Annotated in this window: 15 protein-coding genes; 7 read left to right on the forward strand and 8 right to left on the reverse strand. The window is 75.5% G+C overall.

Annotation, left to right across the window (positions count from 1 at the left end; translation table 11 throughout):
* Nucleotides 1-32: 32 nt before the first annotated feature.
* On the reverse strand, nucleotides 33-1427 hold the full coding sequence (locus LRS74_RS03120; protein ID WP_277739525.1) for an MFS transporter: 1395 nt from the start codon (nucleotides 1425-1427) through the stop codon (nucleotides 33-35).
* A 100-nt stretch (nucleotides 1428-1527) separates the two neighbouring features.
* On the opposite strand from LRS74_RS03120, the gene LRS74_RS03125 reads away from it, so the two are divergent.
* A complete protein-coding gene (locus LRS74_RS03125) occupies nucleotides 1528-2442 on the forward strand; it encodes a LysR family transcriptional regulator (protein WP_277739526.1) in 915 nt (304 codons plus the stop codon).
* 153 nt (nucleotides 2443-2595) lie between these two features.
* Here LRS74_RS03125 and LRS74_RS03130 read toward each other — a convergent pair whose 3' ends face one another.
* The 3 genes from LRS74_RS03130 to LRS74_RS03140 all read right to left on the reverse strand — a co-directional run bounded on the left by LRS74_RS03130 (nucleotide 2596) and on the right by LRS74_RS03140 (nucleotide 8399).
* The gene (locus LRS74_RS03130) at nucleotides 2596-3345 is read right to left on the reverse strand and encodes an SDR family oxidoreductase (protein ID WP_277739527.1); all 750 of its coding nucleotides are present in this window, start codon (nucleotides 3343-3345) and stop codon (nucleotides 2596-2598) included.
* A 204-nt stretch (nucleotides 3346-3549) separates the two neighbouring features.
* A complete protein-coding gene (locus LRS74_RS03135; protein ID WP_277739528.1) occupies nucleotides 3550-6789 on the reverse strand; it encodes a tetratricopeptide repeat protein in 3240 nt (1079 codons plus the stop codon).
* A 5-nt stretch (nucleotides 6790-6794) separates the two neighbouring features.
* Nucleotides 6795-8399, reverse strand: coding sequence for a 5'-methylthioadenosine/S-adenosylhomocysteine nucleosidase (locus LRS74_RS03140; RefSeq protein ID WP_277739529.1), 1605 nt, complete (start codon nucleotides 8397-8399; stop codon nucleotides 6795-6797).
* A 199-nt stretch (nucleotides 8400-8598) separates the two neighbouring features.
* On the opposite strand from LRS74_RS03140, the gene LRS74_RS03145 reads away from it, so the two are divergent.
* Nucleotides 8599-9075, forward strand: coding sequence for an N-acetyltransferase (locus tag LRS74_RS03145; RefSeq protein ID WP_277739530.1), 477 nt, complete (start codon nucleotides 8599-8601; stop codon nucleotides 9073-9075).
* A gap of 58 nt (nucleotides 9076-9133) precedes the next feature.
* Here the strand turns inward: LRS74_RS03145 and LRS74_RS03150 are convergent, their stop codons facing one another.
* Nucleotides 9134-13522, reverse strand: coding sequence for a LuxR C-terminal-related transcriptional regulator (locus LRS74_RS03150; RefSeq protein WP_277739531.1), 4389 nt, complete (start codon nucleotides 13520-13522; stop codon nucleotides 9134-9136).
* A gap of 637 nt (nucleotides 13523-14159) precedes the next feature.
* Here LRS74_RS03150 and LRS74_RS03155 point away from each other — a divergent pair.
* Nucleotides 14160-16232 carry an ABC transporter ATP-binding protein gene (locus LRS74_RS03155; protein WP_277739532.1) on the forward strand — a complete coding sequence of 691 codons (2073 nt, stop codon included), beginning with the start codon at nucleotides 14160-14162 and terminating at the stop codon, nucleotides 16230-16232.
* 146 nt (nucleotides 16233-16378) lie between these two features.
* Here the strand turns inward: LRS74_RS03155 and LRS74_RS03160 are convergent, their stop codons facing one another.
* Nucleotides 16379-18460, reverse strand: a complete 2082-nt coding sequence (locus LRS74_RS03160; protein WP_277739533.1) for a S41 family peptidase — start codon at nucleotides 18458-18460, stop codon at nucleotides 16379-16381.
* 152 nt (nucleotides 18461-18612) lie between these two features.
* On the opposite strand from LRS74_RS03160, the gene LRS74_RS03165 reads away from it, so the two are divergent.
* Nucleotides 18613-19467, forward strand: a complete 855-nt coding sequence (locus LRS74_RS03165) for a hypothetical protein (RefSeq protein ID WP_277739534.1) — start codon at nucleotides 18613-18615, stop codon at nucleotides 19465-19467.
* 322 nt (nucleotides 19468-19789) lie between these two features.
* On the opposite strand, the gene ligD is transcribed toward LRS74_RS03165, so the two are convergent.
* The gene (gene ligD / locus LRS74_RS03170; protein WP_277739535.1) at nucleotides 19790-20803 is read right to left on the reverse strand and encodes a non-homologous end-joining DNA ligase; all 1014 of its coding nucleotides are present in this window, start codon (nucleotides 20801-20803) and stop codon (nucleotides 19790-19792) included.
* A gap of 230 nt (nucleotides 20804-21033) precedes the next feature.
* Between ligD and LRS74_RS03175 the strand changes: the two genes are divergently transcribed.
* From LRS74_RS03175 to LRS74_RS03185, 3 genes are all read left to right on the forward strand, one after another.
* Entirely contained in the window at nucleotides 21034-22101 is a 1068-nt protein-coding gene (locus LRS74_RS03175) for an ATP-dependent DNA ligase (protein ID WP_277739536.1), read from the forward strand.
* Nucleotides 22098-22856, forward strand: coding sequence for a DUF72 domain-containing protein (locus LRS74_RS03180; RefSeq protein WP_277739537.1), 759 nt, complete (start codon nucleotides 22098-22100; stop codon nucleotides 22854-22856). Before LRS74_RS03175 ends, LRS74_RS03180 begins: the two co-directional genes overlap by 4 nt.
* A 174-nt stretch (nucleotides 22857-23030) precedes the next feature.
* Nucleotides 23031-24146 carry an abortive infection protein gene (locus LRS74_RS03185; protein WP_277739538.1) on the forward strand — a complete coding sequence of 372 codons (1116 nt, stop codon included), beginning with the start codon at nucleotides 23031-23033 and terminating at the stop codon, nucleotides 24144-24146.
* A gap of 12 nt (nucleotides 24147-24158) precedes the next feature.
* Here LRS74_RS03185 and LRS74_RS03190 read toward each other — a convergent pair whose 3' ends face one another.
* Nucleotides 24159-25565: a CAP domain-containing protein gene (locus LRS74_RS03190; RefSeq protein ID WP_277739539.1), complete on the reverse strand. Its 1407-nt coding sequence runs from the start codon at nucleotides 25563-25565 to the stop codon at nucleotides 24159-24161.
* Nucleotides 25566-25628: the final 63 nt, after the last annotated feature.

The following is a 25628-nucleotide window of genomic DNA, read 5'->3' on the forward strand; positions in this document are numbered from 1 at the left end:
CGTCCGCCCCGCGCGGGGCGGCGCGGAGGCTTTCAGTGCTCCGCGCCGCGGTTGAGCAGGATCAGCACGCCGCAGGTCAGCACCGCCAGCGCCGCGCCGGCGGCCAGCAGGGCGGTCACCGGGAAGGCCGCGGACAGCAGGGCGAGGGCGTAGGGGGTGAACATGCCGAGGTACGCGAGCGTCCAGAACAGCGCGGTGAGCCGGGCCAACCGCTCCGGCGGGGCGAGCGCGGCCACCTCGGTGAGCCCGTAGGTCAGGGCCAGTCCGTAGCCGGCCCCCAGGACCGCGGCGGCCGCGAGGGCCAGGGCCGGCTGCTCGGCCGCGGCGGCGGGCACCGCGAGCGCGAAGCCCGCGGCGATGACCAGCAGCCCGCTGACGGCGGTGGCCAGCCGGTGCCGGGCGGCGACGCGCCGGGCCAGCGGCTGGACCAGCAGCCCGGCACCGGGCACCACGGCGGTGGCGATACCCGCGTACACCGTCTGCCACCCCGTCAGACCGTCGTCGACCAGCCCGGGGAGGGTGGCGAAGCCGACGGTCGGCCCGGCGAACACCCAGGGGGCGAGCGGGAGTATCGCCCGCCGGTAGCGGGCCCGGGGGTACGGCGCCGCGCCGCGAGGGGCCGTCGGGGCACCGGACGTGGGCCGGGGCCGTCCGGATTCCGGCGCGCCGAAGGCAGCCGCGCCGGCGGCGGACGCGAGCACCAGGTGCGGGAGGTAGGCGGTGAGCATCGGGTGCGGCGCCCACTGGGCGATCAGCGAGGCGACCAGCCCGCCCGAGGCGAAGCCCGCGGAGACGAAGAGCCCGGCCCGCTTGGCGGCCGCGGCCGGTGCGAGGGCGGCGTAGGGCGGCGAGGAGAGCTCCTTGACCCAGGCGCTGCCCGCCGCCAGCAGGGCGCCCGCGCCGACACCGGTGAGGAAGCGGCCGGGCAGCAGCCACCAGGTGGCGGTGGTGCCCGCCATCAGCAGCATGGTGGAGAGGAGGTTGACGCCCAGGGCGGTGAGGGCCACCGGCCGGCGGCCGTGCCGGTCGGCGAGCGGGCCGCCGATCAACAGCCCGGGGACCAGCCCGACCACGTAGACGGCGAACAGGCCGGTCACGGTGGCCTCGGACAGCCCCATCTCGGAGCGGTAGGCGCCGAGCAGGGCGGAGAACTGGTTGGCGCTCCAGCCGGAGGCCGTCATCATCCATGCCGCGCGCAGTCCGAAGCGGCGCGACGGGCGCGCGGCGGGCGCATCGCCCCCGGCGGGCGCGGCGGCGGTCGGCGCGGTGGCACCGGACACGGTGGCGGTGGGCGCGGCGGCGGTCGGCGCGGTGGCACCGGACACGGCGGCGGTGGGCCCGGCGGCGGTGGGCGCGGTGGTGATCTGGGGTTCGGCCTCGGCGGGACGTCGTCCGTCGCCCGTGGGGTGCTCGACGGTTGGGCTCATGCCGGCAGTTGTACGGACGGCCGGCGGCCGGCGCCGCCCCCGTTCACGATTTCTGAACTCCGCTGCCGGACGGATGTGCGATCTGTCTATCGTGACCCGTATGGACCTGCGCTTGCTGTCGTCCTTCCTGGCGGTGGTCGAGGAGGGGCACTTCGGGCGGGCCGCCGCGCGGCTCTTCCTCTCCCCGCCCGCCGTCACCCAGCACGTCCAACGGCTGGAGAGCGAGCTCGGGACCCGGCTGGTCCACCGCAACCCCGTCTCCCCCACCCCGGCCGGCGCGCGGCTGGTGGGCCACACACGCACGCTGCTGGCCGCCGCCAACGCCGCGATGGACGACATGGTCGAGGCGGTGCGGGAGGAGAAGGCGGGGGGCGGACGACCGCTGCGGGTGGGCATCATGGGCCACGGCTCGGCGGAGCTGACGCCGGCCTCGATCAGCGCCTACCGGCGCGCGCGGCCGGACGTCCGCGTCGAGCTGCGTCAGCTGAACTTCACCGAGCACGTCAGCGCGCTGGTCGAGGACCGGGTGGACGTGGCGTTCGTCCGGCCCGGGCCGGACGACGAGCGGATCGCCGCCGATGTGCTGACCACCGAACAGCGCATCGTGGCGGTGCCGGAGTCGTCGCCGATCGCGGACGCCCGGGGGCACGGGGTGACCGTGGCGGACATCGCGGAGCTGCCGTTCTTCCGGCTGCCCCGCCATACGCCGCGCCCCTTCACGGACTACCTGTACTTCAACCAGGAGGCCCGGCGGCGCGGCACGGACTACGCGGTGACTCCGCAGGAAGTGCTGACGGGCGTGGTCAACGGGCGCGTCGCCGGCTCCGGGCTGAAGTCCTTCGCCCGCTACTACGCCTGGCCCGGGGCGGTGTTCGTCCCGGTGCTCGACGCGCCCTGGCAGAGCAGCTACCTGGCCGTCCGGGCGCGGGACGGCAACCCGGAGGTGCATGTCTTCCGCGCCCTGACGATCGCCCTCGCCCGGGAGTTGGGCCCGCGGATCAGCCACGCCGGCTGAGCCCCGAGCGGCGAGCGCCGGGCATGGTACGGCGGACCGGCATGGTACGGCGGACCCGCGGATGGCGAACCGGCCGTGCGGCCCCGGCCACGCCGCTCGCGGAGCCGACGCTCCCCGCCGCACGGGGCAGCCGCCCCGTGCGGCGGACGCCGCTCAGGCCAGGTAGCCGCCGTCGATGGTGAGCACGGTGCCGGTGACGAACGAGGCCCCGGGGCCGGCCAGGAACACGATGCCCGCCGCTATCTCCTCCGGGCGACCGAAGCGGCCCATGGCGTTCATCGCGCGCTGGGAGTCCGCGGTGGGACCGTCCTCCGGGTTCATGTCCGTCCCCACGGACCCCGACTGGACGACGTTGACCGTGATGCCGCGCGGGGCGAGGTCGCGCGCCGCGCCCTTGCTGTAGCCGACGATCGCGGCCTTGGTCGCGGCGTAGTCGGCGACCCCCGGGAAGCCCGTGCGGGAGGCGAGGTTGGAGCCGACCGTGACGATCCGGCCGCCCTCTCCGAGCACGGTGGCCGCGGCCCGTACGGCGGCCACCACTCCGCCCACGTTGACGGCGAGTTGCCGCTCGAAGGCGCTGACGTCGGCGTCCGGGTCGTCGACCGGGCCGTTGACGGCGACGCCCGCGTTGTTCACCAGGATGTCCAGCCGCCCGAAGTCGGCCGCCACGGTCCGCACCAGCTCGGCGACCTGGTCGGTGTCGGCCTGGTCGGCCCGGTACGCGGCCGCGCGCACGCCCTTGGCCTCGATATCGCGCACCACCGCGGCGGCCTTGTCCGCCGAGGCCGCGTAGCCGATCGCCACCTGCGCGCCCTCGTCGGCCAGGGCACGCGCGGTCGCCGCGCCGATGCCCCGCGAACCGCCGGTGACCAGGGCGACCTTGCCCTTCAGCGTCTCACCCATGGGGGTTCTCCGTTCCCTCGGTTTTGGACTGAGCGTTACGTAATCACGCACCGGAAACGTATCACACCGATCGGTCCAAAACTCGGGGCGGCGGAGCGCGGAATCCCCGACAGCCGATGGCCGGTGGCCGCCAGTCATTTCCTGTGGCCGACGGTCGGTGGCCGACGGGGTGGCTGGCTCGCGTCGGTGACGCGCTCCGGTCCGTCAGTCGCCGGAGACGGGTGACAGCGCGGCGCGCAGGGCGAGCGCCTTGGCCAGCCCGTCGGCGACCATGGGGTTGGCGCGGGCGCCCTCGTCCAGGGCCTCGTAGCGCGCGATCGCCTCGGCGACGGCGGCATGAGCCGGCCCGGGCCGGTCGAGGGCGGCCAGATGGTCACCGAGCTCGACCAGCGCCGCGGCCAGGTCGGCGGCGAAGGCATCGGGGCGCTCGGCGGTCAGCCGGCGGCGCAGCGCCACCGCCTCCGCGAGCGCGTCCAGGGCCTCCAGCGGCCGGCCCGCCGCCCTGACCGCCGCGGCATGGCCGGTGAGCGCGGCCGCGAGCAGCGCCGCGTAGGCGTCCGGGTGCCTGTCGGCGAGGCTCCGGTACGCGGCCACCGCCTCGGCGCCGGCCACCACCGCCTCCTCGGCCCGGTCCAGGGCCAGCAGCGCGTTGCCCTCGTTGGACAGTGCGGAAGCCAGGTACGGCGCGTAGCTCAGCGGGTCCTCCTCGGCGAGGCGCCGGCGGAGCACGGCGGCTTCGTGCGCGGCGGCATGGGCCTCGACCGGCCGCTCGTCCGCCAGCAGGTCCACCGAGAGGTTGTTCAGCGCGGTGGCCAGGTCCGGTGTGAAGACGTCGGGCCGGGCGGCGGCCAGCCGGCGCCGGATCTCGACGGACTCGACGCTGGCCGCCAGCGACTCCCGTACCCGGCTCAGGCTCCACAACGGGCTGCCGAGGTTGCTCAGCGCCGTGGCGAGGTGGTGTTCGAACGCCTCGGGGCGCGTCTCGGCCAGCCTCCGGTACGCGTCGACCGAGCCGGCCATCACCGTCAACGCCTCATCGAGCCGGCCCAGTTCCAGCAGCGGGATCCCGTGGTTGGTGAGGGCGGCCGCCAGGTCGGGGAGGTACTCGTCCGGGCGGGCCGCGGCCAGCCTTCGGTAGATCGCCGACGCCTCACCGGTGACCGCCAACGCCTCTTCGTACCGGCCCAGCCTGGTGAGCCACAGTCCGGAGTTGTCCAGCGCGGCGGCGAGGTCGGGCACCAGCGGATCCTCCTCCGCGGAGGAGGCCGCCGCACCGGTTCCCGTGCCCACGACCGTTCCCTCGCCTGTTTCCGCGTCCGTCTCCGAGCCCGTCTCCGACCCCGTCGCCGTTCCGCCGTCCGGTCGCGCCGTGACCATGGCGCGGTAGAGCGCGACGGCCTCCTCACAGGCCGTCAGCGCCGGCTCGTGGCGGCCGAGGGCCGCCAGCGTCGTGCCGAGGGTGTTGAGGGCGTGCGCCAGGTCGGCCGCGTATCCGCCGGCGCCGGTGGACCCCGACGGCGAGGTCGCCGGACCGGTCGCGGCGAGCAGGCGGTAGGCGGCCACGGCCTCCTCCGCCGCGCTCCGGGCCTCCTCGCGGTGGCCGAGGTCCGACAGGGCATAGCAGAGGTTCGCGAGGGCGTGCGCCAGATCGGGATCCGGCTCGCCGGGGCGGTCCGCGGCGGCCCGGCGGTAGTGGTCGACGGCCCGTCGGGTCTCGGCGAGCGCCTCCTCCCGACGTCCGGTGGCGTTCAGTCGCCAGCCCAGGTCCGTGTGGAGCCGGGCGCGCGTGGCGGAGTCCTCTGCGGCTTCGAGTCGGTGCGCGGTGAGCCTGCCCACGACGGCGAGCCCCGCCGCGTCGAGGTCGACGTGCCGGCGCCCCGGCAGGTGCGGCTCGATCGACTCCAGCAGTCCGAACTCGATGTCCGGGCCGCTCGCCAGGGTGGTCAGGGCGTCCCCGCCGGCCTCCACCGCGAGCCGGGGATCGCGGTGCAACAGCGGGTAGAGGTGGCCGCGGCCCACGTGCGGCCAGCGGGCGGCGGCCGCCGCCAGTGCCGAGACCGTGCGGGGCAGCCAGTTCGGGGCGGTCCCGTCGGGCGTCCGGGCCAACAGCGCCACCGTGGTCTCGGCGGCCCAGTCCCGAGCCGGGTACTCGGCGTCGTGTCCGGGCAGGGTCAGTGCCAGGAAGTCCTCGGCGAGTCGATCGGGGTAGAGCGGTTCGAAGACGACTCCGGAGGCGGTCGGCGGATAGCAGACGGCGTGGTCGGCCAGGACCTGCTCCACGTCCTGCCCGGGCAGCAGCCGCCGGGTCAGCTCCGCTCCGGCGGCACGGGGCAGGGCGCCCGTGAGGGCGGCGACGAACACGGTCCGGTTCATGACCTCGGGCGGTGTGCGGTACGGCCGCGGTGCCGGTCCGCCGCCGGAGCGGCCGGAACGACCGCCGTCGTCGGCTGGGTCGGGGAGCAGATGCCGCCCGTCCCCCGGCAGGGTCGCCCAGTGCAGGTGTTCCCGGTCGAGGAGGTAGAGCGTCAGCCCGGCGACGTCGGTGGGCGGGCGGCGTCCGCGGTGCCGGGCGTCCACCGCCACCAGGGCGGCCATGAGCACCGCGAGGGTGAGCCCGAGGTCGGGGTGGTGGAGCGGCCCGGGCGGCTCGATCGCGGACGGCTCGGGGACGCCGTACAGGGCGGCGAAGCCGTCGCGGGCGGCGGTGAACAGCTCGGCGCGCGCCCCGTCGGCGTCCGGCACCGGCTCCAGCCGCCGGGAGGAGGCGCCCGCGTAGAGGGGCTCCAACGCGGCGCGCAGCGCCGGCCACATGGTGTCGGTGCGGGCCAGCAGCAGCACGCGCGCGGGGGTCGTCGCGCGGTGCAGCAGTGCGTTGCTGAGCAGCCAGGTCAGGTGGGATGGCGGCCAGCGGTCCGCGTAGTCGACGATCAGCAGAATCCCGGCCGCGTCGTCCGCGCGGAGGTCCTGGCTCCCCGGAGGCGGGTGGATCGGTCCCATCCCCTGCACCGCGAAGGCCACCAGCCAGCCCTCCGCGGCGGCCGCGGCGGCCGTCTCGTGGGCCAGCCGCGTCTTGCCCTGGCCGCCGGGCCCGTAGAGCCATCGGACGGCCAGCCGAGGCCCGGTCTCCCGCCACGCGCGCAGGTCGTCGAGCTCCTCCGTGCGCCCGGTGAACGGCACCACGGCGTTGCGGGCGTTGAGCATCCGGCTCGGTAACTCCCGTAGCCACGGCATCGGCGCCCGCCCGGGCGGGTCCCAGGCCAGGAGCAGGTAGACCGGTACGCCGTCACCGAAGACATGCAGGTCGGCGCCGACGACGCCATAGCCGAAGCCGGCCTGGACCTGGACGTGCTGCGCCGCCGGGGGAACGCTCGCCCGGTGCCCGTCGAAACCCTCGTGTTCCTCCCGTCCCTCGTCACCCTCGTGACCCTCGCGCTCTTGGTCCATGCGGCTCACGGCCCCAGGTGGGGGAAGGCCAGCCGTGCCGCGAGCTCCACCGCGACGTCCGTCGCCAGGGGGCCGGTCAGCTCGTCGAAGGGCAGGGAGTCCCGGGGCGGCACGCGGAAGGGGGCCCTTCCGGGGCGCAGGACGTCGAGGGCCGGTGCCACCCGCCCCGGAGCCGGCAGTTCGACGTCGCAGAGGGTGCGGACCGCCCGACCGACCTGGTCGGCGAGCACCTGCACGTCGGGGGTGGTGGGGAGGTGCAGCGGCAGCCAGACGGAGCGCTGCCCGCTGTAGCACACGGCGACACCCACGAGGGGGCGTTCGATGCCGTACGACTCCACCCAGACGGCCGCGTCGGAGAAGCGCACGCTCAGGCTGTGGGCGGGGATCGCGAGGGCTCCGCGGCAGAAGCGGTGGAGTTGGTTCATCAAGGTTCCCCGGGCGCGTGGGTCGAACCGCTGGGCCTCGCCGACGGGCACCAGGTGGAGCCCGAGCACCGGGCCCTCCTCCTCGATCTCCGGCTCCGTCAGACCCGGTTGCCAGAGGGGCTGGACCGGGTCGACCAGTGGCGCCCAGGCGGGGCCGAGGCTCCAGGTGCGCCGCGGCGGCGCGGGCACCGGGACCCCCTGGTGCAGATGCATGTCGCCCTTGAGGACGCCGAACGCCGCGCCACCCTGCGCGATCACCTGCTGGGTGTCGGACGCGGGGGGCGGGGCCGGTGGCGCGGGAGCCGCGACCCGGGCCGTCGGGACGACCGGGTCGGCTGGGGCCGCGTCCGCCTCGGCCCCCGCGTCCGCCTCAACCTCCGCGTCCCGCTCGGCCGCCTCCGCTCCTTCCGGTGGTGGCCCGGTCAGCCGCGTCACCAGCGCGACCGCGAAGGCAGCCGCGTGCGCGGCGGCGACGGGCTGCCAGGTCGCGTCCTCCGTCGGGCGCTTGAGCCCGTCGGCCTTGTCGCTGATCCCGCGGACGGTGAGGACGGGCAGGGAGCGGTTGAGATGCCCGGCGTGGGAGACCCCGGCGCTCTCCATCTCGATCGCCGCGGCGTCGTTGTAGGTGCGGCGTAACTGCTCGGCGAGCGGCGTGCTGCGGGAGTTCAGGACCACGTCACCGGCGGCGATGGGTTTGAAGTGCACCTGGGGCGGCGGCCGTCGGCCGGGCGGGAGGCGGTCGGTCCAGGCTCCGGTACGGGCGAGGTGACGGGCGAGCTGGTCGAGTTCGTGCGGGGCCTCCCAGGCCCGGGGACGCGCGTGGAAGCCGTCGTCCTCGTCCTTGCCGCCGTGGTAGGCGTAGATCTTGGTGGCGACCACGACGTCGCCCAGCTCGATGTCGTTCTTCAACCCTCCCGCGACGCCGCTGAACAGCAGCGCCCGCGGCCGGAAGGTGGCGATCGCGCGCTCGGTCAGCACCGCGGCGCCGGGGCCGCCCTCTCCGGTCACCGCGAGGGCGATGTCGACGCCCGCCCCGCCGTCGGCCGCGGCCAACCGCCCGACCTCGAACAGGGTGCCGGCGGGGTGGGACCGCGTGCGCAGCCCGGTCAGATGGGCGCGAACGGCCTGGTACTCCAGGTCGAGGGCGGTCAGCACCACCACGGTGGCGGGGGCGTCAGTGCTCACGGAGGTTCCTCACTGTCGGCCGTCCGAGACTACTCCGAACGGGTGGCCCAGATCACATCGACGGCTCTTCTTCCTTCGGTCCCTCCGTTCCGGCCTTCCTTCGTTCCTTGCTCCGTTCCGGCCTTCCTTCGTTCCTTGCTCCGTTCCTCCGGCGATATTCGCGTGCCGGGCCCGAGCGTGCGCGCATAGCCTCGGGCCCATGGCCCATCCTTCTCCGCACCCGATCGTCCCCGAAGACTTCACCGCGCCACGGGAGCTGACGACCCGTGACTTCCGGCTCGAGCCCCTGGGGCCGCGGCACAACGAGGCCGACCACGCCGCGTGGACCTCCGGCATCGAGCACATCCGGACCACACCCGGCTTCGAGGGCCGCGGCTGGCCGCCCCCGGGCGGGATGTCGGAGGCGGACAACCTCCGTGACCTGGAGCGGCACGCGGACGACTTCGCCCGGAGGTCCGGCTTCACCTACACCGTGCTGGAGACCACGCCCGAGGGCGGCGAGGACGTGGTCGGGTGTGTGTACATCTACCCGTCGCGCAACGATCCCGGACACATCGAGGTGCGGTCCTGGGTCCGGGCCGACCGGGCCGCGCTGGACCGGCCCCTGTACGAGGCCGTGCGCGACTGGTTGGCATCGCGGTGGCCGTTCCCGGAGGTCCGGTACCCCGGTCGTTGACTCGCGCCGGTACGCCACCCGCGCACATCGGGCGCGAGGCTCCTCACGGCAGGCGACGCTAGAGCAGGCCCAGTTCACGGGCCGTACGGACCGCGTCGCCACGCCGCCGCACGCCCAGCTTCCGGTAGATGCTCTTCAGGTGGGTCTTCACCGTGTTCACCGACACCCGCAGCTCGGTCGCGATCTCGTCGGTGGAGAGCATCTGGGCCGCCTGCCGCAGGACGTCCCGCTCGCGCCGGCTGAGCGACTCCACGACCACCGGCTGCCCGCCCTCCTCCGGGGTGGTCACGCCTCCGTCCGGGGTCGCCAGCCAGCGGTGGGCGCGGGCGAGTTCGGGCTCGGCGCGCAGCAGCTCCGACAGCCAGCCGTCCACCTCCCGGAACGGCCGGCGGAGCCGCTCGGGCCGGGCCAGCTCCATGGCGCTGGACAGCAGCCGACGCGCGCTCCTTCCGTCCCCGGACCGGGCCGCGACCTGCGCGCGCAGCAGCAGGATGCGGGTGCGGGTGGCCGCGGGCGTGCTGACCGCGCACGGCAGCGACGCCAGGACGTCCGCCGCCTGCCGCTCCCGGTCCGCCGCCAGCAGGGCCTGGGCCAGGGCCAGTTCGTGGTCCGTACGGTGCGAGGCGACCGTCGCCAGCGTGGTCAGCGCCGCCGAGGCGTCGCCGTGCGCCAGATGGGCCGCGGCCTCCGCGGTGGCCAGCGCGTCCGCCTCCCACCCGGAGACCAGGCCCTCCGGCAGCGGGCGCGGACCGGATCGCCGGAGGTGGGCGGATGCCGGCCCGTGGGCCCGTGACGGCCCATAGCCGGGTGTCGGCCTGTGACCTGGTGACGTCCCATGGCCGGGTGGGGAACCGTGGGCGGATGCCGAACCATGGGCAGGCGGCCGCCCGTGGCCGGACGCCCGTACCTGGTCTGAGGCCGGTTCCCCGTCGGACGCCGGTCCCCTGTCAGACGCCGCCGGTCCCCTGCCGGGCGGCGGTTCCGTGGCGGGTGACGGCCGACGGCTGGGGGCCGGTCCCTGGTCGTGCGCCTGCCGGTGGTCGGGTGTCGATCCCCGGCCCGACGCCGACCCGTAACCGGGTGCCGGCCCGTACCCGAGGGCGTGGCGCGCCACGGCCGCTCGCGCGTCGCGCAGCGTCCTCAGTGCGCCTTCCCACGCACCCTCGGCCACCGCGAGCCGGGCGGCGACGACGGCGGCCGTGACGGCCACCACGGGGTCGTGGCGCAGCCCGGGCCGCGTGACGGCACACGCCAGGTGGGTGCGGGCGGCGGGCAGGTCGTCGTGTTCCGTGGCGGCCGCGCACAGGACCAGCTCCCCCAGGCCCGCACGGCCACTGGGCGGAACTCCCGCGCGCTCCGCGGCGGCCAGGGACTGGCGCGCGTGCGCCTCCGCGCGTCGTATCCGACCACTGAGCAGCTCGGCCATGGCCAGCCGCTCCAGACACTCGGGGCGCGGGGACTCCGCCCGCAACGCCTCGCACGCCGCCACCGCCTCGGCGAGCGTGGCCTGTGCCTCGTCCAGACGCCCGGCGCGCAGTTGCGCGTACCCCAGCCCGGAACGCAGCATCGCGGGGAGTTCGGGGTGTTCCTCCACCAGTCGCGACGGCAGTCGCCGTAGTGACCGCAGGGCGTGGTCCGCCGCGTGCCCGATCGGGTCGGGACCCGCCCCGGCGCCCCGGGCGTCCGCGAGGGGCCCGCCGCCGACGGCGTTCCCACCGCGGCGCCCGCCGTCCCTGCCGATGGCCGATTCCGCCGCCAGGTCCGATTCCGCCGCCACAGCCGGTTCCACCCCCGCGGCCCGTTCCGGCCCCACAGCCGGTTCCCTCTCGGCGGCCGATTCCGCCTCGACGCCCGATTCCGCCTCGACGCCCGGTTCCGGCGCGTCGACCGGAGCGGCCGTCGGGGGCGGCGTCCCGTCCGGGCGGTGGTCCGCGCCAGCTGCCGCGAGGTCGCCCGCGCCGGCGCTCCGCGCGCGGTCCGCCCGGCCCGCGCCGTTGAGCGGGGCCGCGCCGGCGGCGGCCGAGCCGGCCAGGCCGCCTCCCGGGGCCATGCCCTCCGCATGCCGGGCCGCCGCCCCCCTGCCCTCCGTGGCGCCGAAGCCGGGACCAGCGCCCACAGCATCCGCCGCTCCGGGCATCGCTCCGGATCGGCCGACCAGGTCGCCCACACAGCCTGCGCCATCGAGCGCGTCGTCTCCGGCCCCCACAGCGTCAGCCGTGTCGGTCGAAGCCGCCGGGCGGGTCGCGACATCCACCGTGCCGCCACCGCCCGCGACCACCACCGCCCCACCACCGCCGGCCGAGCCCGCGACATCGCCAGCCGAAACCACACCTCCGGCCGCGGCGCCGTCGACCTCCGCGCCCTCCCAGACGCCCGCGCCTCGCGGCGCGCCCGCGCCTCGCCGCGCGACCGCCGTGTCTCGGCCGTCAGCGGCACCCGTCGCCGCGTCACCCGTGCCGCCCGGCACGGTGGGAGGCGAGGAGGCACGATGCCGGGGCGCACGGCCGCCGCGCGGGCTGTCGCCGCCGGGCGGGCTGTCGACGCCGTCGGGCGCCCCGTACCCGGCGGCAGCGGCGCGCCGGTCCGCCGGTCCGGTCCCGGTGCGGACGTCGCCCGTGCCGCCCGCGACAGGGGTCCCGTCGATCTCCGCCGCCCCGCCCTGGACTCCCCCGCCCCTCACCCGCTCCGCCGTGCCCACGGCTCCCCGCTCGCCGCTCGCGGACTCGGCCTCCGCCGTCGCCATCGTCGTCGGAACGGCCGGGAAGGCGAGGCCGGCGGCGCGCAGGCAGGCCACCACGTCCGCGCCCGGCACCACATCCGCGCCCGGCACCGGGTCGCACCCGGGAGACCCGGGCTCCGGCCCTGGGACGCTCGATACGGCCAGGGCGTCGACGTTCGCCGTCCCGTCCGCTCCGGCCCCACCGCTCACCACGGTCGTCCGGGGCGGCCGGGACGCGCGGGGAGCTCGGGCGGCACCGTCCACGGTGGTGGCCCGGGGGGCGTCGTCGCCCCAACCGGTCAGGCCACCGGCCAGCGTCTTCAGGAAGTCGTGGGTGAAGGCCGACGCCGGGTCGGGCAGGGGGTCGGGGCAGCGAGCGAGAGCGGCGTGGCAGCCGGCGGCGTCGTGGCGGGCGAGCCGGCGGGCGGCGGTGACGAGGGCGGGGGCGGCGCCGGGGAGGCCGTCGGGCATGGCGTCGAACACGGCGCTGAACCGTTCCGCCTCCGGGCCGGTCAGCAGCCGCCCGATCGACAGGCTGCCGACGAGCTCTCCCGCGGCGAAGTCCCAGTCACCGGCCGTGGCCGCCTGGGCGATGGCGTCGGCGCGCCGGCCGGCGGCGGCGAGCCAGCGGGCGGCGCGGCGGCGCAGCTCGACCTCCAGGCCGCGGTGGCCCGAGCGCAGCCGGGCCCTGAGCACCTCGGCGAGGACCGGGTTGAGCCGGTACCAGGGCTGCGAGTCGATCCGTTCGACGAAGGCGTTGTCGCGGTGCAGTCGGGCCAGGACGCGGGCGGCGTCGTCGCGGCCGGTGAGCGCGTCGGCGAGGTCCGGGTGGACGCGCTCGACGACGCTGACGCGCAGCAGCAGATCGCGGGTGGCGGCGGGCTGCGCCCGTACCACCTCGGCGAGCAGGTAGTCGGCGATCGCGGTGCGTTCGGCGGCGAAGTCGCGGACGAACGCGGCCGGTTCGGGCGCGTGTTGCATCGCCAGGGCGCACAGCCGGAGCCCGGCCGCCCAGCCGTCGGTGCGCGCGATGAGGGCGCGGGCCTCGGCCGCGGCGACCTCGAGGCCGTGTCCGCGCAGCAGTTCCCGTGTCTCGTCCTCGCCGAACCTCAGGTCGGCCGTGCGGAGCTCGGTGATGTCGCCGGCCGCGCGGTAGCGGTGCAGGGGCAGCGGCGGGTCGCTCCTGCCGGTCACGACCAGGCGGAGCCGCGGGGCGGCGTGCCGGAGGAGGAAGTGCAGGGCGTCGGCGGTCGATGGCGCGGCGGTCGCGTCGAACTCGTCCAGGATGAGCACGAGCGGGTCGGGGCAGGCGGCGAGCTGCGCCGCGAGGCGCGCCAGCAGGGGCCGGCCGGGCACGCCGGTGCGGGGCGCGACGAGGTCGGTGGGCAGGGGCACGCCCTGGCGGCGCAGCGCCCGCAGCAGATAGGCCCAGAAGGCGCCCGGCGGCTCGCCCGCGTCCACCGTCAGCCAGCCGACCCGCAGGCCGGCGGGGGCCTGACCGGCCCAGTGCGCGGCCAGCACGGTCTTCCCCGATCCGGGCGGGCCCGTGATGAGGGTCAGCGGGCCCTGTGCCCCGGCGGAGAGGCGGGCGCACAGCCCCGGCCTCCGTACGAAGACCCGCGGCGGCGGTGGGATCGTCAGCCGTGCGACGAGCAGCGGGCCGGGGCCGGTGCCGGGCACCGTCCCCGCCCGCTCGGGTCGCGGGGTCGCGGGAGCTGCTGTGCGCATGGCTGTCACCGGGGTTTCACGGCAGGACGTGGGGGCCGCCCGTGCGCTTTCGCCCGGAACCTCCACTCAACCGCCGATCATCGAAGATCACCACCCGGGCCGGCCGCCGCCGGGGCGTGCGCCGGGCCGGAATGACGGCCGGGGCCCGTACGGCCGCGAGGGTCGCCGGAGCACGGCCGCGGGGTCGGGTCGCCGGGGGCCCGGCCGCGGTCGCGGCGACCGGCCGCACGGGGCGCGGGGGTCCCGAGACGTGGCCGCGATCGTGACGCCCGGCGCATGGCCGCGGGGGTCGCCGAGGCGTGGCCGCGGTCGCGGCGGCCAGCCGCACGGGGCGCGGGCAGGCGAAGCCGACGCCCCCTCATATGCCGTGAGCAAGCGCAGAGTTCATCAACCCTAGTCCATTACCGGCGGGTGAACCCGCTCCGCTGGTGGTCCTGGCGCGGTCTCCGCCACTCTGGTCGGACGGCGTGGTCAGGTCCATCGACGTGCCCGCCCAGGGCGCGGGGCGGAAAGGCGGTGACGCGGCGGCGTGCGGCGGCGGTCTGGAGAACGGTCTCGGGAGCAGTCTGGAGAACGGCCTGGAGAACGGTCCGGGGATGGGGCCCGGGATGAGGTCGGGGAGCGGGCCGGCGGACGGATGCGGCGGCTGTTCGCGCGGCCGCGGGCGACCGGCCCGGTGGTCTCCGAGAGCGAGCGGGCGCTCTTCGGCGGGGCGCTCCGGTACGACCTGGGCTTCACCGGGCACGACTACGCCACCCTCGACACGACCCTGCCGTCGGCGATGCGTGCGCTGCCCCGGCTGGTGGCCTGCACGGTGCGGCTGGCGTGGGAGACGGACCGCAGGGCGCTGCTGACCGTGGGGGCGTGCCAGCTCGGCCAGGGCGTCAGCCAGGCCCTCCGGCTGCTGGCGGTCAACACGGCCCTGGGGGCGCTGCTGGCGGGCGGCGATCCGGAGCACCGGCTCCGGACGGCGCTGCCGGCGCTGGTCGCGGTGGCCCTGATCTCGGCCGTCGGCGCCGTGCTCGGTTCGGCGTCGACCGCGGCGGCCGGTCGGCTGGAGCCGAAGATCGACCGGCTGGCCACCGAGCGCTATCTCCACGCGGCCGTCCATGTGGAGCTGGAGGCGGCCGAGGACGGCGAGTTCCGGCGACTGATCGACGCGGCCCAGGCCGGCGCCGGCGCCGCCCGCCATATGCTCGGCGCCTGCGTGAACACCGTGCACGGGGTGCTCACCATGGTCGCCACCGCCGGGGTGCTGACGGTGCTCCACCCGCTGCTGCTGCCCATGCTCCTGCTCATCGCCGCGCCGCGCGGCTGGGGCGCCATGCGGGTGGCCCAGCGCCGCTACGCGTCGGTGATGAACTGGTTGGAGCACGTCCGGGCGGGACGTCTGATCGGCAGCATGCTCACCTCTCGGCAAGCGGCCTGCGAGGTACGGGTGCACGGAGTGGGCGGCTTCCTGCTGGGCCACTACCGGGTCATGGCGGAGACCGCGGAGGACGAGCAGACCCGGCTGGCCCGCGAGAAGGCCCTCACCGAGCTGTTGGCCGCGGCGCTGTCCGGGCTCGCCACGCTGGTCACCTACGCGGCGTTGGCCGCCCTGATCGTCGCCGGGCACGTGGAGATCGCCGCCGCCGGCACCGCCGTGCTGGCCATCCGCTCCGGCTCCTCGACCCTGGGTTCGCTGGTGATGAGCCTGAACCGGCTGCACGAGGAGGGGCTGTACGTCCACGACCTGGACCGGTTCCTGCGCGAGGCGGCCGTCCGCGCCATCCCCGACGGCGGCGCGGACCTGCCGGCCGTCCCGGAGGAGATCGTCTTCGAGAACGTCAGCTTCACCTACCCGGGCCGGGACGTCCCGGCGTTGCGCGAGGTGTCGCTGACCATCCGCACCGGCACGGTCACCGCCCTGGTGGGGGAGAACGGCGGCGGCAAGAGCACGCTGGTCAAACTGCTGGCCGGGCTGCATCTGCCGCAGTCGGGCCGGATCCTGTGGGATGGCCTGGACCTGACCACCGCCGACCGGCAGCAGGTGTTCGCCCGCACCGGCATCCTGACCCAGGACTTCCAGCGCTGGCCCTTCACCGCGGGCACCAACATCCGCATCGGGCGACCGGAGCGCGCCCCCGAGGAGGGAGACGCGGAGGGCTCGCTGGAGTCCGTGGCCGCGTTCTCCGGGGCGGACGCGGTCATCGCGCAGCTGCCGCGCGGGTTGGACACGCTGCTCGCCCGGCAGATGCGCGGCGGGGTGGAGCTGTCCGGCGGACAGTGGCAGAAGCTCGGGCTGAGCCGCTCGGTCTACCGCGGCGCCCCGCTGATCGTGGTGGACGAGCCGACCTCCGCGCTGGATCCGGAGGCGGAGATCACCTGCTTCGAGAAGATCCGTTCACTGGCGGGGCCCGACCGCGCGGTGGTGCTGGTCACCCATCGGATGGCCGCCGTCCAGCACGCCGACGTCATCCATGTGCTGCACGGCGGGCGGCTGGTGGAACAGGGCTCACACAGCGAACTGCTCGCCCGCGCGGGCCGCTACGCCTCGATGTTCCGCCGACAGGCCAGCCAGTACGGTGCCGCCCCCGCGACACCGCCCCGGCCCGGTGACGGCCGCGGGCCGCGCGGCGGCGGCCCCCGCCCCGGGTCCGGAGGCGAACCCGGTGGCGACCACGGCACGGGCGACGACTCGGGCGGCGCGACGGTCGCCCCACCGTGACACCACGCCGCGGGGGCTGCGGCGCGCCCGGTCGTGGAGCTCCGCCAGGTCGTACGGGCTCCGCCCCGGTCGTACGAGCCCGCCCCGGTCGTAGAGCAGAGCTCCGCCCGGTCGTACGGGCTCCGCCCCGGTCGTACCGGCTCCGGTCAACCGAGTCGCTCGGTGCGGCACGCCACGAGCTCGCCCGCCGCGAAGCCGCACACGCGGGCCGACCGTGCGCCCAGGGCGCCGGGGCCGGGGACGGTGAGGTCGACATGCCCGTCGACGACGTCGGCCGAGGCCCGCGGCCGCTGGTCGAGGTAGAGGTCCACGCGGTCCAGGTGGTCGGTGCGCAGCTGGATCCGTAGGGCGCCGTCGGCCTGGGAGACCTCGGCGATGTCCAGCCGGTACGCCGTCCGGGTCCGCAGCAGGGCGGCCGCGCGGTCGAGCAGGTCGACGTTGTCCTCCAGCAGGTCCCGACGGGTCATGTGGTGGCGCTCGTCGGGGATCACGCCGAGGTCCTCCACCGGGGTGCCGGCGAGAGCGCCGACGCGCAGGGTGCGCCGCATCGAGACCCGCATGCCGGCGTCCTTGGGCAGCGGCGCGTAGGGCGGCTCCCCGTTCATCAGCATCAGCAGGGTCTCGTGGGTCCAGACGTTGGCGCCGCCGGCTCCGGTGTTGTCGTCGGTCCCCAGCACCGGCCCGATCCCGTGGTCCTGGAAGCCCGCGGCGAAGATGTCGGTCGCGGAGTAGCAGCGCGCGTTGGTGATGAGCACCACGGGGCCGAAGTACTGCTGGCCGAGGGCGTTGGCGGAGCTCTCGGGGGTGATCGGGAAGGCGCTGGAGAAGGGTGTGCCGATCTCGACGGCCTGTTCCATCGACGGCACCCACGGACCGAGGTTGATGCCTTCGCTGCTCTGGTTCATGCGGCAGATCCGCAGGTTGAGCGGGGTGTTGATGAACTGCACGGGCTCGGGGGTGATCCGGCGCGGGGTCAGCGTCTGGAGGAGCTGCTCGGCGGCGATGACGTTTCCGCCGCCGTTGTCGCGGAGGTCGACGATGAGGCCGTCCTGCGGCAGCAGGCCGATCAGCCGGACGAACTCCTTCACGAAGGCGTCGGGGTTGGCGACCATGAAGGTGAAGATGCGGATGTGGCCGACGGTCCCGCCGGACGAGGTGGGCATCGCGCGGGCCGTGAACACCCGCGGCATGGTGCTCTCCACCTCTCCCGAGCGCAGGTGGGGCAGCGGCTGCCGGGCGCGTGCGGACTCCTCCTGCGCCATGACATGGGGCGCGAACAGGAAGAGCTTGGCCCGGTTGGTCTCGTCGGACTCCAGGTCCAGCCCCAGGGAGAGCGCGGCGGCACCACGATCTCCGACAGCGGCCTGTTTCCCGGCGGCGGCCCGGCCCTCGGCGGCTGCCTCGTCCGCGGCCGCGCGCGCCTCCAGGCCCGGAGCCCCGGCCGCGGCGGCCCCGTCGTCGCCGTCGAAGGCCGGGAGGTTGTCCACGACCCGCCAGTTCTCGCGCAGTTCGTGTGGGTCGCCGTCGGGGTCCGTATAGCTGACGGTCACCCACTCCTCGAACGGCTGGAGGTGGACGCTGAGCGGTCGGACCGTGAGCGACTGGACGCCCCGGCTGTGCCGGGCGGGGTTGTTGCTGCCCGCGTACCGCGCCGCGTTGAGGCCGACCGCCGCCTCGATGGGGATGCCGCTCCAGTGGGTGATCTCGGCGCCGCGCCGGAAGCCGGGGGCGGTGAAGTTCTTCAGGACATGGGTCACCAGGTAGCGGGAGCGGCGGCCCCGGCCCTCGCCCTCACCCTCGACCTCGACGTACTCCTCGATCTGGAACGGGAGGTAGGCGATCTTGCCCGCGAAGGGGGCCGGCAGGATGTAGTTGGTGTGCAGGTCCCGGACCGAGTGGAAGATCTCGGTGAGTTCGGCGTGGAACATCCACTCCTCGCCCATGGTCTCCGGGGTCTGCCGCTCCAGACGTCGGCGCAGTACCCTCAGCCGCTGCACCGGGTTGACGGCGTGCATCGCGATCTTCAGTGGAAGGTGGACGTAGTTCTGCTCGAAGAGGATCAGCGCCTGGTCCACCAGGAGCCGGCGCTCCTCCAGCGTCAGCATGCCCGCGCCCCTGAGGAACTCGGACAGCGGCACCGAGCCGGCCAGGTGTTCCCGCACCGGCTCCGACGCCTCCGCGATGAACCGGGGCGGGGAGTCGTCGGCCGAGACGGAGCCCTGCGTCATGGATGCCTCCCACTGTCGGACGTGCCGCGCCACGCTCAGTGTTCGGCCGGATCGCACGGTCGGACAGCGCCCGCGCGACACGTTCACCCGACCGGGCGCCCAGGACCCCCCGTACGCCCGGGGACGGCGGTCACGGGACGTAACGTCGACGCATGGGACTGGGAGTGTTCTTCGCGATCTGCGCCGCCGTGTGCATGGGTGCCGCGACGGTGATGCAGGCGATGGGCACGCGGATGGCGGTGGCCGACGCCGCGGACGGCCGGGAGGTCTCCGGGGTGGGGACGCTGCTGCGGGCGGTGCGGTGCTGGCCCTTCATCGCCGGCGTGGGCCTGGACATGCTGGGCTTCGCCGGCGAGTTGGTGTCGCTGCGGCTGCTGCCCATCTTCGTCGTCGAGGCGGCGCTCGCCTCGTCGCTGGCGGTCACCGCGGTGGTCGCGGCGTGGCTGCTGCGGGTCCGGCTGCGCCGGGCCGAGTGGGTGGCGGTGGCGACGGTCTGCTGCGGGCTGGCGCTGCTGGCCGTCGCGGCCGGACGGGAGGGCAGCAGCGACGGCGACGAGCTGCTGCGGCTGGCGACGCTGTGCGCCTCGATCGGGCTGGCGGTGGCCGGCGCGGCCGTGCAGCACCTGGTGCGGCGTCACCGGGCCGCGGTGCTGGGCCTCGTCGCCGGGCTGAGCTTCGGTCTGGTCGCCATCAGCGTACGGATGCTGCCGGGTTTCGACGTCGTCGAGCTGCTGACCGGGCCTACGGCGTACGCGGTGGTCATCTCCGGCATCAGCGGCTTCGTCTTCCTGGTCGACGCCTTGCAGGCCGGTTCGGTCACCGCCGCGACGGCGGCGATGGTGATCGGTGAAAGCCTCGGACCTGCGGTGTTCGGGGTGGTCTGGCTGGGCGACTCGACGCGGCAGGGCTGGGCTCCGGTGGCCGTGCTGGGCTTTGCGCTGTCGATCGTCAGCGCCTTGGCGCTGGCCCGGTTCGGCGAGGCCGAACAGCACGCCGAGCCCTCCTGAGGGGCGGAACCCGCTGGCCCGCGGGGTGGTCGCGCGGAGCACGCGGCGGCCGCGCCCGGGCGGCCGAGGGGGCCGGGCCGGGCGCGCGGTTCGACTACGACCGGTGCCGTACCCGTGGCCGATTGACGCGGCGCCCGGGGCGCTGTCCAGTGAAGGAGCCACCACGGCGCCCTTCCCGTCCCAGTGGCGACGGACGGAACTCACGGGACAGAACTCGAGGAGGCCATCATGACCTGCACCCGTTGCGGAGCCCCGGTCATCCAAGGACCCAACGGCGGCTGGAGCTGCAACAACTGCGGGGCAACCGGGTGACCGACCATGGCTAGGGGGCGGGACGCTTGGCACGGCTCGGCTGCACGCGCTTGGGCTCACCCGGCATCTTCGGGTAGTCGGGCGGATAGGGCAGGTCCTCCAGGCCGTGGTCCCGCTCGTCGCGATCGGCCATCTCCAGCAGCCCTTCCAGCGAGAACGCGTGGTCCTCCATGTCGGCGTGCACGTCGCCCCGTTCGGCGAAGCGCCCCGGCATGGAGGCCAGATGGAAGTCGGCGGGCTCGACGGAGTCGAGCTCGTCCCAGGTCAGCGGGGCGGAGACGGTGGCGCCCGGGCGGGCGCGGAGCGAGTAGGCGGAGGCGATGGTGCGGTCGCGCGCGGTCTGATTGTAGTCGACGAAGATCCGTTCGCCGCGCTGCTCCTTCCACCAGGCGATGGTGACCCTGCCCTCCATCCGCCGCTCCAGCTCCCGCCCGAGCGCGATCGCCGCGCGGCGTACCCCGGTGAAGGTCCAGCGCGGCTCAAGGGGCACGAAGACATGCAGTCCCCGGCCGCCGGAGGTCTTGGGCCAGCCGCGGAGCCCCAGGCCGTCGAGGATGGCGCGCAGCTCGTGGGCGGCGCGCACGGCGTCGGTGAAGTCGGTGCCCGGCTGCGGGTCCAGGTCGATGCGCAGCTCGTCGGGGTGGTCGGGGCGCTCGCTGCGCACCGGCCAGGGGTGGAAGGTCAGACAGCCCAGGTTGACCGCCCACAGCACGGAGGCGATGCCGGTGGGGCACAGCTCGTCGGCGGTGCGGCCGCTGGGGAAGGAGATGGTGGTGGTCCGCAGCCAGTCCGGGTGCTTCGGGGGCACCCGCTTCTGGAAGAAGGACTCGCCCTCGATCCCGTCGGGAAAGCGCTCCAGCGTGGTCGGCCGATTGAACACGGCGCGCAGCGCGCCGGGGGCGACGGCGAGGTAGTACCGCGCGACGTCGAGCTTGGTGTGGCCCGCTTGCGGGTAATACACCTTGTCCGGGTTGGACAGTCGTACGGCCTGGCCGTCGGCGTCCAGCTCCACCGCCTCGCCCATGCTCGCTACCGTAGGCGCCCGGGTGGGGCCCCGCACATCGGACGCCGCGCCGCGACGACCGGCGGCACCTCGCCTCGGGCTCGGGCTCGGCCTCCGGCGGTCAGGGGCCGGCAGCAGGCCGCGGGCCTCAGAGCCCCGGGCGTCGGTGGCGGCCCGCCGGGGGACGCCGGGGCGGGTCGTCGCGGCGGACACATCGGGCACGGCGCGCCGCCGCGCGGGAGAATCGGGGCATGGACCTCCCGGTCATGCCGCCCGTGAAGCCGATGCTGGCGACGCCCGTCGCCGAGATCCCGCCGGGCATGCAGTACGAGGCCAAGTGGGACGGCTTCCGCGCCATCGTGCACCGCGACCACGACGAGATCGTCATCGGCAGCCGTACCGGCAAGCCGCTCACCCGCTACTTTCCCGAGCTGCTGGAGCCGCTGCGCGGGCAGCTCCCGGAGCGGTGCGTGGTGGACGGCGAGATCGTGATCGCGCACGCCGGGCGGCTCGACTTCGACCTGCTCAGCGAGCGCATCCATCCGGCCGACTCCCGGGTCCGGATGCTCGCCGAGCGCACCCCCGCCGACTTCGTCGCCTTCGATCTGCTGGCGCTGGACGACCAGGCGCTGCTGAGCGTGGCGCAGTCCGAGCGGCGCGCCACCCTGGAGCGGCTGCTGCGCCGGGCCGCCCCGCCGGTGCACCTGGCGCCCGCCACCACCGACATCGCCGTGGCGCGGGAGTGGTTCGCGCGGTACGAGGGGGCCGGGTTGGACGGCGTCATCGCCAAGCCGCTGGACCGGCCCTACCGGCCCGGCGCCCGCGCGATGTACAAGATCAAGCACACCCGGACCGCGGACTGCGTGGTCGCCGGGTACCGCTTCCACAAGAGTGGACCGGTGGTCGGCTCGCTGCTGCTGGGGCTGTACGACGACGCCGGGCGGCTCCAGCACGTCGGCGTCTGCGCCGCCTTCCCGATGCGCCAGCGGCATGCGCTGGTCGCCGAGCTGGAGCCGCTGCGGATGGAGTCGCCCGCCGGCCACCCGTGGGCGGCGTGGACGGACGAGGTCGCCCACGAGTCCGCCCGGCTGCCGGGGGCGCCGAGCCGCTGGACCGGCACCAAGGACCTGGCGTGGGTGCCGCTGCGCTGCGAGCGGGTGTGCGAGGTGGGCTACGACCATATGCAGGGCGACCGGTTCCGGCACACCACCCAGTTCCACCGCTGGCGCCCCGACCGCGAGCCGCGCGGCTGCACCTACGCGCAGTTGGAGGAGCCGGTGCGGTACGACCTGAACGCCATCCTCGGCGGCTCCGCGTGATCGTCGTCGGGACCTCGGGCTGGCAGTACCGGGACTGGCGCGGGGTGCTGTATCCGGAGGGCTGCCCGCAGCGGCTGTGGCTGGAGACGTACGCCGACGCCTTCGCCTCCGTGGAGAGCAACAACGCCTTCTACCGGCTGCCCTCCGTCGAGCAGTTCGCCGGCTGGCGGGACCGCACCCCCGAGGGGTTCGTGATGGCGGTCAAGGCCAGCCGGTACCTGACCCACATCAAGCGGCTGCGGGACCCGGAGGAGCCGGTCGAGCGGCTGCTGTCCCACGCCGAGGGGCTCGGCGACCGGCTCGGCCCCGTCCTGCTCCAGCTGCCGCCCACGCTGCGCGCCGACGCCGGGCTGCTCGACACCTGCCTGGACTGCTTCCCGTCCGGCGTCCGCGTCGCCGTGGAGCCGCGCCACGACTCGTGGTGGACCGGGGAGGTGCGCGCGATCCTGGAGCGGCACGGGGCGGCGCTGTGCTGGGCCGATCAGCAGGCCCGCCCGGCCACGCCGCTGTGGTCCACCACCGACTGGGGCTATCTGCGCTTCCACCACGGCCGCGCCCAGCCCTGGCCGCGCTACGGGCGCCAGTCGTTGACCACCTGGGTGCGACGGGTGGCCGATGCCTGGCCCGACGGGGCCGAGGTGTACGCGTACTTCAACAACGACCCCGGTGGGGCGGCCGTGCTGGACGCCTGCGCGTTCGCCCGGATCGCGGCCGGGCTGGGCCGGACGGTGACCCGCACCCCCGAGCTCTCGTGAACCGGTCGCGGCGGTCGCCCGGACGCCTCCGGGGACGCGACCGGTCGGTGCGGCCACGCGGTGGCGTCCGTGCGCCGAAGGTCGCGACGGAGGACGGCGGAAGGCGACTTCGGTCGGCGGCCGCGCGCCCGATGGCCGACGCGCCGCACCACCGCACCGCGTCAGCCTGGGTCCATGACATCGACACCGATCGGCCGCCGCTCCCTGCTCGCGGGCGGCGCGGCCCTCGCCACCACCGTGTACACCGGCGGCGACGCGGTGGCGCGTACGCCCACTCCGCGCCCCGGCACCCGGGTCGCGGCGGCGCGGCCCGCCGCCCCGCTCACCTACAAGGGCGTCAACTTCGACACCGACCGTGAGGTCTGGCGGACGGAGTACGTGCGCCGGGAGATCAGGGCCATCCGGGAGCGGTTGCACTGCAACGCGATCCTGCTGCTCGGCTCCGACCTCGACCGGCTGCTGGAGAGCGCGCGGATCGCGGCCGCGCACGGGCTGTTCGTGTGGTTCGAGCCGCGGCAGTTCGACCAGGACGCGGAGCGAACCCTCGCGTTCCTCTCCGCGGTGGCGCGCGCCGCCGAGCGGCTGCGTGTCCGTCACGCCGGCGTCGGCCTCTCGGTCGGCTGCGAACTGAGCATCTTCATGTCCGGGCTGGTGCCCGGCCGGGACTGGCAGGAGCGCGCCGCGGCGCTGGGGCGCCCGGAGTCGGCCGGCTTCCAGGAGCGGCTGAACGCCTTCCTGAGCCGGGCCTCGGCGACCGTGCGGCCGCTGTTCGGAGGGCGGCTCACGTACACCTCCGGGGAGTGGGAGGACGTCGCCTGGAACGGCTTCGACGTGGTGGGGGTGGATCTGTACCGGGACGCGGACAACCGGGCCGGGTACGCGGCGAAGGTGCGCGACCTGCACCGGCACGGCAAGCCCGTCGTGATCACCGAGTTCGGCTGCTGCACCTTCACCGGGGCACGGGACCAGGGCGGTTCGGGCTTCCTGGCCGTGGACTGGGAGCGGAACCCGCCGGTCGTCAAGGACGGCTATGTGCGCGACGAGCGGGAACAGGCCGCGGAGATAGCGGAGTTGCTGGACCTCTACGAGGCCGAGGGGGTGCACGGGGCATTCGTCTACCACTTCATCGCCCCCGACTCGCCGTACTCCCCGGACCGCCGGCACGATCTGGACATCGCCAGCTTCGCGCTGGTCAGGACCTTTCCCTCGGGGACGTCGCGCGGGTACGCGGAGACCGGGCAGTGGGAGCCGAAGCAGTCCTTCCACGCGGTGGCCCGGCGCTTCCGGTGAACCGCCGGCTAGCTAGCGCGCCCCGAAGAGCTGGGTCCAGTAGGTGCCGGCGCGGCCGCCGCTGGCGTAGCCGACGCCGATGTGGGTGAAGTCGGGCTTCAGGATGTTGGCGCGGTGCCCGGGGCTGTCCATCCAGCCCCGCACCACCTCGGCCGCGCCGCGCTGGCCGCAGGCGATGTTCTCCCCGATGCCCCGGTGGGGGCAGCCGGCGGCGGCCGCCCGGTCCCAGGGTTCGCGCCCTTCGGGGGTGGTGTGGGAGTAGAAGTCGCGGGCCACCATGTCGTCGCTGTGCGCCTGGGCGGCGACCGCCAGGAGCGGGTCGGCCGCCAGCGGGGCCAGGCCGGCCGCGGCCCGCTCGGCGTTGGTCAGCGCCGCCACCTCGGCCGTGAGTCGGGCCAGTCCGGCGGGGGTGAAGGGGGCGGCCCACAGGGCGGTCCAGTAGACGTTCCCGTCGGCGGCGGTGGCCCGGCCGAGGCCGGTGTGGACGACCGCGGGGTCGTGCGCCGCCGCCCCGCGCTCCCGGTCCGCGAGGCAGTAGTCGAGGAACTCGGCGGGGGTGCGCGGCCCGGAGACCAGGTGCTCGGCGATGGTCAGCACCCGGTAGCCGCTCGCCGTGATCCGCTGATGCAGGGAGACCCCGTCCCGCCCCTCCCCGGCGAGCGCCCGCTGGGCCGCCATCGCCTCGGCGTGCGCCCGCGCGGCGGCCGCCAGCCGCCCGTCCGGCGTCACGGGCGGCGCGCCGGCCCGGGCCCGGGCCGCGTTGACGAGCCCCACGAAGTCGTCGGCGGCCCCGAAGGCGTCGGCGACGGGTGCCCCGGGCCGCGGCCAGGGCGACGGGGCGGCGCCGGGGAAGGGCGGCGGAGCGGTCGTACGGGCGGCGCCGAGGCCCGCCGCGGGCGGCACCGGGCCGCGCGGCGGCGGGGTGGTGGGCGCGGCGCCGTCGTCCTCGACGTCGACGCCGAAGTCGCGGGCGAGGCCGGCCAGCCCGTCCGCGTAGCCCTGACCGAGGGCACGCAGCTTCCACCCGGCGCCGCGGCGGTAGATCTCGGCGAGGAGGAGCACGGTCTCGTGGTTCGGGCGCGGCGGGGTGAAACGTCCGATGCGCGCGCCCCGTGCGGTGGTGACGCTGAGCGCGGGCACCGGCAGCCGGCCGAGCGGGGTGCCGGGCGCGGCGGGCGAGACGACGACGGTGACCCGGCTGGCGCCCGCCCGCAGCCGGAGCGGGTGCACGGTGAGGGTGTCGCCGTGCAGCCGGGCCCCGGGGGCGGAGGGCTGGTTGAAGAAGACGAAGTCGGCGTCGCCGGCGACCCGGCCGTCCTCGCCGGTGATGAGCAGGGAGAGGTCGAAGGGGCCGGGGACGCGCAGGGAGACGCCGTCTTCGGGCAGCGGCATGTTGCCGCCGGAGACCAGTTCCGTCATGTGCACCCCTCGCCGCTCGGCTCGTCTGCCGGGGCAACGCGCCCGCGCGGCGAGGGGTTCCGC

Source organism: Streptomyces sp. LX-29 (assembly GCF_029541745.1).
Classification (GTDB): Bacteria; Actinomycetota; Actinomycetes; order Streptomycetales; family Streptomycetaceae; genus Streptomyces.